Origin of the sequence: Halobacteriovorax sp. DA5 (genome assembly GCF_002903145.1) — a bacterium.
Classification (GTDB): Bacteria; Bdellovibrionota; Bacteriovoracia; order Bacteriovoracales; family Bacteriovoracaceae; genus Halobacteriovorax_A.
Map to the genome: position 1 here is coordinate 1 of NZ_PPDJ01000011.1, position 11,839 is coordinate 11,839.

10 protein-coding genes are annotated in these 11,839 nt (G+C 36.6%); 2 read left to right on the forward strand and 8 right to left on the reverse strand.

What is annotated here, in order from left to right; all coding sequences use genetic code 11:
* Positions 1-387: 387 nt before the first annotated feature.
* The 7 genes from pheT to C0Z22_RS14120 all read right to left on the reverse strand — a co-directional run bounded on the left by pheT (position 388) and on the right by C0Z22_RS14120 (position 8,305).
* A complete protein-coding gene (gene pheT / locus C0Z22_RS14090) occupies positions 388-2,814 on the reverse strand; it encodes a phenylalanine--tRNA ligase subunit beta (RefSeq protein WP_103219011.1) in 2,427 nt (808 codons plus the stop codon).
* 20 nt (positions 2,815-2,834) lie between these two features.
* On the reverse strand, positions 2,835-3,896 hold the full coding sequence (gene pheS, locus C0Z22_RS14095) for a phenylalanine--tRNA ligase subunit alpha (RefSeq protein WP_103219012.1): 1,062 nt from the start codon (positions 3,894-3,896) through the stop codon (positions 2,835-2,837).
* Positions 3,897-3,986: 90 nt separating this feature from the next.
* Complete coding sequence (locus C0Z22_RS14100; protein ID WP_103219013.1) at positions 3,987-4,502, reverse strand: DUF4416 family protein; 516 nt, start codon at positions 4,500-4,502, stop codon at positions 3,987-3,989.
* Between the two features lies 1 nt (position 4,503).
* On the reverse strand, positions 4,504-5,526 hold the full coding sequence (locus tag C0Z22_RS14105; RefSeq protein ID WP_103219014.1) for a bifunctional heptose 7-phosphate kinase/heptose 1-phosphate adenyltransferase: 1,023 nt from the start codon (positions 5,524-5,526) through the stop codon (positions 4,504-4,506).
* A 10-nt stretch (positions 5,527-5,536) separates the two neighbouring features.
* The gene (locus C0Z22_RS14110; protein ID WP_103219015.1) at positions 5,537-6,604 is read right to left on the reverse strand and encodes a glycosyltransferase family 9 protein; all 1,068 of its coding nucleotides are present in this window, start codon (positions 6,602-6,604) and stop codon (positions 5,537-5,539) included.
* The gene (cmk, locus tag C0Z22_RS14115) at positions 6,601-7,290 is read right to left on the reverse strand and encodes a (d)CMP kinase (RefSeq protein WP_103219016.1); all 690 of its coding nucleotides are present in this window, start codon (positions 7,288-7,290) and stop codon (positions 6,601-6,603) included. Before cmk ends, C0Z22_RS14110 begins: the two co-directional genes overlap by 4 nt.
* 85 nt (positions 7,291-7,375) lie before the next feature.
* The gene (locus C0Z22_RS14120) at positions 7,376-8,305 is read right to left on the reverse strand and encodes a lytic transglycosylase domain-containing protein (RefSeq protein ID WP_158246939.1); all 930 of its coding nucleotides are present in this window, start codon (positions 8,303-8,305) and stop codon (positions 7,376-7,378) included.
* A gap of 171 nt (positions 8,306-8,476) precedes the next feature.
* Here C0Z22_RS14120 and C0Z22_RS14125 point away from each other — a divergent pair, with 171 nt between their 5' ends.
* Together C0Z22_RS14125 and C0Z22_RS14130 are read left to right on the forward strand one after the other, a co-directional pair.
* Complete coding sequence (locus C0Z22_RS14125) at positions 8,477-10,543, forward strand: thioredoxin domain-containing protein (protein WP_103219018.1); 2,067 nt, start codon at positions 8,477-8,479, stop codon at positions 10,541-10,543.
* Positions 10,536-11,474 carry a CoA transferase gene (locus tag C0Z22_RS14130; protein WP_103219019.1) on the forward strand — a complete coding sequence of 313 codons (939 nt, stop codon included), beginning with the start codon at positions 10,536-10,538 and terminating at the stop codon, positions 11,472-11,474. The genes C0Z22_RS14125 and C0Z22_RS14130 overlap by 8 nt, the downstream gene beginning before the upstream one ends.
* Here C0Z22_RS14130 and C0Z22_RS14135 read toward each other — a convergent pair.
* The gene (locus tag C0Z22_RS14135) at positions 11,458-11,838 is read right to left on the reverse strand and encodes an MAPEG family protein (protein WP_103219020.1); all 381 of its coding nucleotides are present in this window, start codon (positions 11,836-11,838) and stop codon (positions 11,458-11,460) included. The two genes, C0Z22_RS14130 and C0Z22_RS14135, sit on opposite strands and share 17 nt — an antisense overlap.
* Position 11,839: the final 1 nt, after the last annotated feature.

Here is an 11,839-nt window from a genome sequence, read left to right on the forward strand (position 1 = left end):
CTTTATTACTTTATTTGAATGTTTAAAGAGCTGTCCGAGACTATATGTTCATGTTCAACATGTAAAGTCTTTTTTAACAATTAAAGAAAAAAATTCAATGTCGTTATTTGCAACGTTGTTTTTGTTTCGTTTGTTGTTTGGAACGAGGGGCATATTATGAAACCCGAATAACTTCGTCAATACTTTTTTTACTTTTTATTAACTTTTTTTTCATAAATTTTAATAACAATATTAAATACTTATAGATTATTAATCATACTTAATTTTAGCAGTAGGTTAAACTTCTACTAAAAACGTAACCCCTTGAAATCTCGAAAGTTAATGAAAATAAAAAAGGCCACTCTCTGAGTGGCCTTCTATCATCGGTTACTATGTAAAAAATTTAACCTATTTTTTTAGAGGAAATCCGTTTTTTTCTAACGTCTCTATTACTTTATTAGAAGCTTCAGTAATGAACTCTCCTGATAAAGTACTATTAGGATCTAAGAATTCACTTCTTACTGTTACAGACTTCTTATTATCTTGAACAAAGATATCTGCAATAGAAGTAGAAACAAGTTCTTTAATCTTAAGTTTTGAAAGACTATTTAAAATAGTACCTACTGCAACGCTAGTATCTACTTCTACAGTACAATCGAATGTTGAACCAGGAAACTTCGCTAATGGTTGATACTTAGTTTTGTCTTTCTGCTCACGTGATTCAAACGCGCTCATATTAATAAGTGCAATTGAAACATTGCCTTTAATCTTAAATTGCTTAAGTACTAGAGGATGAACAGAGAAGATTACACCATCCATCTTTCCTTGAATTCTAAAGTTATAAAATTCAAATGGATGAATACCTGCCCACTCTTCATCAATAGCATTACTCTTAAACTTAGGATTACGTTCATTTAACTGATAGTTAACATTACAACAATCAAGTAAGCGAGTTGTATCGTTTAAAAGATCCATGAATGGAGTTGCTTCTTTATCGAAGTAAAGCGCACCAAATACACTCTCCTCTTTTACAAAGTCTTTATCATTTGCGTGATATGTACGACCTAGTTCAAAGAATTTAAATGCAGATGAATTCTTTGCGTTTTGAGAAGCGGCCTCAAGAAAAGAAGGTGCTAATGATTCGCGCATAAGAGACGCATCTTTTGAAAGAGCGTTAATTAACTCTAATCCACCCTTGTGTTCATATAGAGACTTCTTAAGAAGAGATGGCCCAATCATAGGGTATGTCATTACTTCAAATGCATTAGCATGATTCACCATAAAGTTTTTCATACGGCGGTGTAGCTTCTGAGCAGGACTTAACTTAACTGGAGCAATATCAAGCTTTGGTGAAACAGGAGCAATATTATCGAAACCAATAACACGTCCAATTTCTTCAACAAGACAAGATCCTGTTTCAATATCTTTAGTTGCACGATAACTTGGAATATGAGCAACAAAACTTTCAGCTGTTCCCTCAATATTAAAATCAAGACTATTGAAGATTCTCTTCATTTCATCAAAAGAAACTTCTTTACCAAGGGCCTTATTAATTTTAGCAGCACTTGATGGAATCGAAACGGGCTTAATCTCTAAAAGATTTGGCCCATCGTATTGCATATCACCTACGACTTTAGCTTCAGGGTTTTCTTTTAATACATACTCAAGAGTTCTTAATAGAGTTCTCTCAAGCATTAGAGAATCAAGAGTTTTTTCATATCGAGAAGAAGAGTCAGTTCTTAAACCTAGGCGAGTTGAAGTTTTTCTAACTTCTGCGGCCTTCCAGTTTGCAACTTCAATGAAAATTTTCGTTGTGTTTTCATCAACACCACTATTTAAACCACCCATAATCCCCGCAAGAACAAGAGGCTTTTCAGAGTCACCAATTACAGTATCGCCTGCAACTAATTTTCTGTTTTCTTCATCAAGAGTTGTGAACTCTGAATCTGACTTAAGAGCACTAATCACAACAGTGTCACCTTTGATCTTTTCGCGATCAAAGATATGCAGAGGAATACCAAGTTCAAGCATTACGTAATTTGAAATATCAACGATATTATTAATTGGACGAAGACCTACTGCTTGCAGACGTCTTTTCATCCACGCAGGAGACTCTCCTACTTTAATATTGTCTACGCTAAGGCCAAAGTAACCAAGACAACTTGTGCCTTCTTCTACTTTAATTTTGATAGGGGCTGCATCAGTTGAAAACTTTGCTTTTAAATTAGCTGCCCAATCGACAGAGAATGGTTTTTGTAATTCATTATCAAAAATTGTCGCAAACTCGCGAGCAATTCCATAGTGACCCCAAAGATCTGGTCTATGAGTAAGAGACTTATTATCAACGTCTAATAAGATATCTTTTGTTTGATTGAAAAGAGTTAGCATATTTGTGCCAAGCTCTGGGTTATCAAACATTTTATCGAGCTCAATAATTCCGGCAGAATCTTCAGCGAAACCAAGCTCTTCTTCAGAACAAAGCATTCCTTCAGAGAGAACACCACGAATTTTTTTAGGCTCAAGAGTTAGGCCATTTGGTAGAGTGATTCCAAGTGGAGCATAAGCTGTGCGCATTCCAATTCTAACGTTTGCAGCACCACAAACAACTTGAAACTTATCCTTTCCGTTTGTGAAAGTAACAAGATTTAACTTATCAGCTTCAGGGTGCTTTTCTTTTTCTAGAACTTCAACAACAGTGATTGCTTCGAGGTGATCACCAACAGAAAGAACGTCTTCTACTTCAGCGGTTGCTAGAGTAAATTTTGATCCAATTTCATTTGCATCTAAGTCTGGAACTTTTACGAAGTCTTTAATCCAATCGATACTAATTAACATATATTATCCTTAAAACTTTTCTAATATTCTTTAAATTGTGAGTTAAAACGTAGATCACCTGACTGAAGGTGGCGGATATCATCGATTCCGTACTTCATCATAACAAGACGATCTAAACCAAGCCCAAATGCAAAACCATTATATTCTTCAGGATCAATTCCACCTGCTCTAAGAACATTTGGATGAACCATCCCACATGGAAGAAGCTCTACCCAACCAACTTGTTTACAAACAGAACACCCTTTTCCGCTACAAACTTGGCATTTGATATCTAGTTCAAAACCTGGCTCAACGAATGGGAAGTAACCAGGACGAAGCCTTACTTCGACATCTTTCTTAAAGATCTCAGTTAGAATTTCTTTCATGAAGTAAATTAGGTTTGATACAGAAATATCTTTTCCTACCATCATCCCTTCTAATTGTTGAAATACCATCTCGTGAGAAGCATCAGTTCTTTCACAACGAAATACTGTTCCAGGAGCAATGAAGCGGAATGGTGGCTTACGAGACATCATACCTCGTACTTGAATAGTTGAAGTGTGTGTACGTAAAAGATGTTTATTGCCTTCCGGAGATTTCTCATCTCTAAACCAGAAAGTATCTTGCATATCACGAGCTGGGTGATCACCAGGAATATTTAGGGCCTCAAAGTTATAAAACTCTGTTTCAACATGTGGGCCATCTAAAACCTCAAACCCCATTGATAAGAAAATATCTTCAACTTCTTGTTGCACAAGAGTTCTTGGGTGAAGTCCGCCGTGATTATTATTCTTAGACTTAACTGCATCAGTAAAAGTAATATCGATTTTATTCTTACTTAGCTTTTCATTAATTTCAGCAAGCTCAATCTCAGATAGCTTCTTTGCAACAAGCCCTTCAATATTTTGCTTAATCTCATTGGCAACTGGCCCAATTTCTTTTCTCTGCTCAGGAGTAGCATCCTTAAGCGACTTTAAAATTTCAGATACAGCGCCCTTCTTCCCTAAGTAACTAGACTTAAGTGAAAGTACATCTGGCTGTGCACTTAGTGTTTCAAGTTCTGTTTGAAACTTCCCATAAGCTTCATTTAGCTTATCAATCATAATCCCACCTATTTTCGACGATTTGTATACGTTCAATAATAACCTTGGGAGTTTTTCATGCGGTGTGCGAAAAAGCAAGACGTGGGGTGTTTAAAGTACCAATAAAAATGAGCGAAACCAATTGAACTTTGAAATGATCTCTTGGTGCTGATAGTCGGGGTATGTCCAAGAAAGACTTTGGTAAGTTTTACCTTGAAATTGATAGGTCAATTCAGCAAAAACTCCTTCTCCTAAATAGATACGATGAGAGTAAGGCTTGCCACTCGAAAGTAGGACCTGATCCAAGCAGATGAGCCCTGGATCAATATTAAAAGTCCTAGCGCTATCCAAGAGATATTGCTTTTCAAGTGCATCACAATATTTTTTGAGTTCAACTAATTTAGTTCTCTCAATAAGCTCAGGATAGAAGAAAAAGCATCTTTTGAGATTCTGCCCCATTTCTTTGCTGTAATAGTCTTTCATTGGAAAAAAATCGTGTGTGAATAGTATTGGATCAGAGTACTGTGGCCCAAGTAAATTAATGATTTCACTTGGACCAATCTTGTCTTCTTGATAAAGAACACTGAAGAAAGCGAGGGCACGAGTGGCCGGTTTTAAATCGCTCACTCTACTTCATTTTCTCTTTTAAAACATTGTAGTAATTGCTTAACTCTTCAAGATTAACTGTAGCTGTACCAACTTTTCCGACAACCACACCCGCTCCACAGTTAGCAATCCAAGCGGCTTCCTCAAGACTTGCTCCTGCTTCAAGACAGGCAACAAGAAGAGAAATTGTTGTATCCCCTGCTCCAGAAACATCATAGACTTCGTTGGCAACAGTTGGGATCATGTGCAATTTACCATCACCAAGAGTGTCCAGCATGGCCATTCCACGAGCACCAAGAGTAATAATAATTTTTTCTAACTCCAGTTTATCAACTAGAATTTCAGCAATATCTTCAACCTGAAGCTCCCCTGCATATCCTAGAAGATTGGCCATAAGCTTTGCTTCAAGATGGTTTGGTTTAAGAAGTGAGACACCCTTATAATATAGCGGCGGAGTTGTGCGACTAGGGTCAACAGCAATTAAGCTCTTTGACTCTTTAAACTCACTAACTAAACGTGAAATTAAAGATTCAGTAAGCACTCCTTTAGAATAATCTTCAAGTATTAAAGCACCATGATTTTCTTTGAGTTCGTTAATACGACTTACTAACCTTTTTTCAACATCAGCATTAATAGGCTTCTTTGACTCATAATCAATACGACAAATTTGTTGATGATCTGTTACAATTCTTTCCTTGAAAACAGTTGGTCTTTCATCACAACGAACAACTCCCCAAGTTGAAAGCCCCGCTTCTTCAAGAAGATCTTCTAAAACATTTGCATTAGCATCATCACCCATAACCCCACATAAAGTTGAGTTAACACCAAGAGTTTTTAAATTCTCCGAAACGTTTGCTGAAAGCCCTAGTTTTTGCCATTCTTTTTGAACTTCAAGAAGTGGAACAGGTGCTTCAGGTGAGATACGATTGACGACACCAGATGTGTATTTATCGATTCCCACGTCTCCCACAACGAGAATTGGTTTAATCGTGTTAAGATTTGTAATGATTGCATTAAAGCGTTCAGGTGAAATTAATTTTGTCATAATATTTCCGTTATTTATTTAAAATTGATTTTGCAATTTCAATTACTCTGTCTTCTTCGATCTTTGCCATACAGTCATAGTATGGACAATCCATTCCGGCACACTTGTCAGACTCCCCACAAACTACGTTTGGAGTGACCGTCTTGATCTGCGCATCCCCTTTAGGTTTCCACCTAAGTGACGATTGGCTTTTAATAGGTGAAAAAATTCCAACTAAATCAACACCAAGAACAGCGGCCATATGTGTGGCCCCAGAGTTAGGTCCTATAAAAAGTGTAGCGTGTTTTAGAATATTTAGAAAGTTAACAATGCCACGTCTTTTGCCATTAAAGTAATAGATATTCTGATCATCATAATCTCTAAGCTCTTCCCTAACAGGATTTACGTAGCGTAGATCTGAAGGAATATGAGAAATGATAAAATTAAAACGATTAGGATAAATACCATTTATACGCTTTATGAAAGTAGCAATATTCTTGGCCGGCCATGACAAATTATCATTAGAAACTCCAGGATGAACAAAGACCATTTCTTTTTCTGGATCAAGACCTTCTCCCTTAATTAACTCTTTAAATGAATTAAAATCATTCTCATTAACAGTAAAGTTGAACTCAGGGATGAATTCTCGATGTTCTATATTAGTAAAATTATCAAGATCACGAAGTAGCTCTATATTATAGAAAGTTTCATGCCCTTCCACTTCAGAGCGAATTTGTCGAACTCCACGATTTAAAGTGAAATTGGCCTGCCACTTGGCAAGGTGTCCGCCACGGAAAGGAACTTTCTTTAGCCAGGCCACAAAGTTTGGTGTTTGTGATCCACCTGCATAGAGATAGACATCTGGCTTAAACTCATTAAAAACCTGAAGTGCTTTTTTTACTTTAAATGGGTATGACCTCTTCTTATCAAGAACGTAAACTTTGTCGATATAAGGGTGGTCTTTATAGAGAATGACAGAAGTTGGAGATGTGATTATAGCAACAGTCGCATTCGGATCCATTTCTTTTATGGCCTGGGCCATTGGCATCGTTAAGATATTTTGACCAATGGCATCTGTGCGACTGATTAAATATTTCACAACGCTATACCAACCTCTTTAGCGCGAATTTGTACGTTTTCTTTTAGAGTCGAAATAACCTTATCAATGGCCATCTCACTAGTATCAACAAGAGTAGCATCATCCGCTTTTACAAGTGGAGCAACTTCTCTACCCATGTCTTTATCATCACGCTTTTTCACATCACGCTTTAGTTGTTCAAGATCAATATCGTGCTGACCTTTCTCAATTAATTGGTCAAATCTTCTTTGAGCACGAATATCGATTGAAGCAGTAACAAAGAACTTAATGAATGCATTTGGAAAAACAACTGATCCAATATCACGCCCTTCCATAACACATACTTTTTCATCTGCAATATAGCGTTGAAAATCTAAAAGCATTGTCCTTACAACAGGAATTTGAGAAATGATTGAAGCAAGTTTTGAAACATGGTGCTCTCTAATTTTTTGAGATAAATCAACACCATCCACTTTTACAAGTGCATCAGCTTGTCCGTATTCAAGTTTAATATCTTTTAAGAATGATTCTACCGCACCATGATTATGAAGATCGACTCCCTTCTCATTTGCAGCAAAGGCTAAAGCGCGAAACATAGCTCCAGTGTCGATATATAGAATACCTAACTCCTTGGCCAACAACTTAGCTACTGTTGATTTTCCGCTCCCACTTGGGCCATCAATTGCAATAACTGATGAATATGTCATACAACTTCCTTATTCATGTAATTTATAAGGAACGAATATAGCAATTTTTAATAGCTATTTGAAGTTGAAAAGATGACTCAATGAATTACGAGTTTTTCGCTAAGCGTGATTTAGAAATTTCTTTCTTAGCAATTTTTTCATCAGAACTAGGAACAAGATCCATCCCTAGGTAGTAATCAAGATCGAATTGGTGGTTATTCTTATGAAGAATTGACTCAACGCCAAGTGAACGTGAACGTTTATTTAAAGTCTCAACAGCGGCCAGAAGTTTTTTATAATTCTTCTTCACCTTGTCATAATAAACATTCTTTGTTCCAACTGGACGATTAAAACGCAGACGCTGCCTCACAAAGCCTGGCCCCATATTATAGGCAACCGTCGCATAGCGATAAAGACCAAATCTCTTATAAAGACGACTAAGATAATAGACACCTAATTCCATATTTACGTGAGGAACACGAAGAATCTCAATAATATCTTCTTGATTGAGGGATCTCTTTAAAAGCTTATGCAGAAAAACCCCTGTTTTAGGCATGATCTGCATTAGGCCTTGGGCCTTCACATAACTTTGTGCAGTTGGATTGAAATGACTTTCAGTCCAAGCAATAGAGATAACCCATAATGGATCAAGTTGTCTTTGTTCAGCAAAATGTAGAAGTGAAGAAATATACTTCTCTGCTCTTACGTTTATTGGATGCTCCATATGAGCAATCAAAGTATCCTCAAGCGTCTTTTTATCAATTGATGAAAGAAAGCCTAGATGCAAGCTTTTAAAGAATGGATTCGTTTCTTTAAAGTTATAACTATTATAAGGAGTGAAATTTTGATTTTTTGAATTAATTGATGAAAGGATACCAAGATCGCGGAAGTTTGTGCTTGTCGGTGTCCATAAAAAGTCGAAAGAAAGCACGACTGCAAAGGCACAAAGTCCTAGCGTGAACCATGATTTTGTATTCGTACAAAAAGTACTAAAATGTTCAAGATGCGAGCTATATCGCTCACTCGGTGCTTTCATATGAAGGTCTTTTACCGCTATTGAACCTACTCGTCTAGTTAAAATAAAATTATAATGCGAAGCGCAAGAAATAATTTCAAAAACATTCATTTAATTACAGGATTTTGGGAGGTTATCCTTTAATTTTTAAATATTTCACGCATAATAGATATATAAATTTGAGGAGTAAGAATGACAGATATTGGATTTAACCGATTAAAAGATGAATCATCAACATACCTAAAACAACACAAAGACAATCCAGTTCACTGGTTCCCATGGGGTCCGGAGGCTCTTGCACGTGCAACTGAAGAAAATAAACCGATCTTTCTATCAATTGGATACAGCTCTTGTCACTGGTGTCACGTAATGGCCGAAGAATCATTTTGTGATGAAGAAACAGCAAAGTATCTAAATGAAAACTTTATCAATATCAAAGTTGATAGAGAGGAGCACCCAGATATTGATAATTACTATCAGCAAGCCTGCCAATTATTCACTAATGGTGGTGGCTGGCCTCTTAGTGCCTTCCTACTTCCAAACCTAAGGCCATTTTTTGTTGGAACGTATTTTCCAAAAGAGGCCAAAGCTAAAGCAACTCCATTTATGGAAGTTTTAACTGAACTAGTGAGAGCATATAAAGAAGATAATGCTACCGTTACTGAAAATGCGAACAAAGCATTTGATGCAATTGAGAAAGGCTTTATCTCACCAGAAAATGTTGACTTCCAGGGACACTTTCCACATCCAAACTCAGTTCTTGATGTTCTAGACAAATTCAAAGATCAGGAAAACGGTGGCTTTGGTGAAGCACCTAAGTTTCCACAATTAGCTTTCTATGAGTGGGCCATCGAACAAATGCTTGAAGGTGTTGTAAAAAAAGAACATGGTGAACACATTATTAAGTCAATTGAAAGAATGTTAATGGGTGGTGTTTACGATCAAGTACGTGGTGGACTACACCGTTACAGTACAGATAATAAGTGGACTGTGCCACACTTTGAGAAAATGCTTTATGATCAAGCTGGTCTCCTAAAGCTTCTTGCAAAGACAAGTATGCTCTACCCATCACCTTTAGTATTTGATGGAATTTTTAATACACTTGAATACCTAAAAACAGAAATGCTTAATGAAGAAGAAAACTTTTTCTTCTCTGCTCAAGATGCAGATAGTGAAGGTGTTGAAGGTCTATACTTCACATATACTGAGCAAGAGTTTGAAGATGCTCTAGGGCGCTTTGATACTGAAGATGAGTCATTAACAAAGAATCTAGACAAGCTAAAAGAATGGTTTGGAGTTACACAAAAAGGTAATTTTGATTCTGGGCTTAATGTTCTTACGATTAATCATGATAAGGCGAAAGATATTTTCACAACTGAGTCTTGGGAGCTCATTAGAAATGCTAAAAAAGCACTTCTTAATGAAAGAAAGCTTCGTATTCCACCAATGACTGATAATAAAGGGATAGCAAGTTGGAATTTCCACATGATCACTGCCCTATCAGATGTTATGCAATACACTCAGGTTCCAGCAATTAGAAATGCAGCTAGTATGTTATTTAACCGTGTTGTCGAAGGAACATATAAGAAGTTTCTAGAGACGACTCCAAATGGAATGCGTCTTCGTCACACAACAACTCGTCCAGTTGGTGCATCTCTTCTTGAAGACTATGTTCTTTTTGCAGAAGCACAACTTAGAATATACGAGCTAAGTGGAAACCCTGTCTTTAAAGCAAACCTAAAAGACACGTTAGGCTTTATCTTAAAAGAATTCTTAGTAGACGGCCGTCTTAAAACACGTGCTCTAAGAGATAACGATGCGGAACTTTATCCAAATCAAAACTACACAAGCTTTGACCAGTCATTCAAGTCACCTGTTTCAACTCTTATTAAATTAGTAAGACGTGCAAGTGTTTTATTTGGTGACATTGATATGCTTGAAGAAATCAAGCCTCTAATGGAAAACACGACTCAAGATGTTCTAAAAAATCCTGCGGGATCTGGTGAAGGTCTAAGAGCACTCAGCTATCCAGCAAATGCTTACAAAGTGATCAAGTGCCCAAAAGAATGGCTTCAAAACCAAGAGTTCGCTGGCTTTATTTGCTACTTCCTTCCAAGGTTTGTTTTTGACTTCCAAGAAGACAAGGGACAAAGATGGGAAATCTGTGGTGCAAACGAATGCGAAATGACTGGAGAAGGTTTAGATAATTTCATTGAGACTTTAAAACCAAATCACGTACAAGGCGAAGTTAATGAGTAACACTCAAGGAAAGCCACTTGCCGGAAAAACAATTATAGATTTTTCACATCGACTACCAGGGCCTTTAGCAGGAAAACTTCTTGCGGGCCTTGGTGCAAATGTCATTAAAATTGAAGATTCAAAGTTCAAAGACCCATTCATATATGGACTATTCGCTGAAATGGATAACTCATTTCCAAAATGGTACGAAGAATTAAATGAGTGTAAAACAGTTAAACGCTTCGATTTTAAAAGTGAAGAAGATATTAAAGAGATTCAAAAGTTAGTATTTGAAGCAGATGGAATTATTATGGGAATTCCTGGCAAGATTCAAGATAAGCTTGGAATTTCGATTAAAACAATCGAAAATACTGTTAAGAACTCTTATGGAATTGTTATCCCAAAGGCATCAAAAGAGCATATGAATCATATGCACGATTTAAATGCTCTAGCAATGACGGGACTTCTAAGTCTCCACCTAAGAAATATCAATTCAATTGAAGATGTGGCCCCTCCATTCTTGCCACTAGCAGGTATTAACTTTGGCCAGAAAATGGCCTTTGATCTACTTGGAGCAATGTTTAAGGCACAAGAGACTAAAGATGTTCAAATCATTGAGTCTTATCTATATGAATCAACTCAAGAAGTTTTTGATGCTTTCTGGCCAAAATCAATTCGAGAAACTGATCATAAGTTCTTACACAACGGACTTTACCCTTGTTACAATATCTATCAAACAAGTGACCGTGAATTTGTCGTCATTGCATGTGTTGAAGAAAAATTTTGGCAATCTTTTAAAGAAGCATTTAAGTTTGATTCAACAGATGATGAAAGATTTGAAACAAGTGGAGAAATCCATAAGAGACTAAAAGATCTCTTCTATTCAATGACTGCCCAGGATGTTCGCAACACCCTAGGCGATCTTGATATTTGTATTAACGTAATAAAATAATACTGATACCGATTAAAGCAATAAGAATAACGCTGGTACCGAAAAAACGATAAAATGAAGTACCAGCACTTTTTGTAAGTCCAATAAAGTGAGATACTCTTGAGATAATAAGTGCTGAAAGAAGTACATGAATTCCTGTCATAGAGATCATCTGTTTTTCGATAGCAAAATAAGTTAATAAAAGAATAAAAGGAATATACTCCGAGAAGTTTCCATGAATTCTGATGGCCTTGTTCATATCAGACACCTTTCCATGTCCTAGACCTACACGATGTTTCCAGCGATTACGTATTACATTTAGTGTAACACCGACATAAAGCAATCCTAGAACACCACAATAGCGAAAAAAGATTTCCATTTCCATA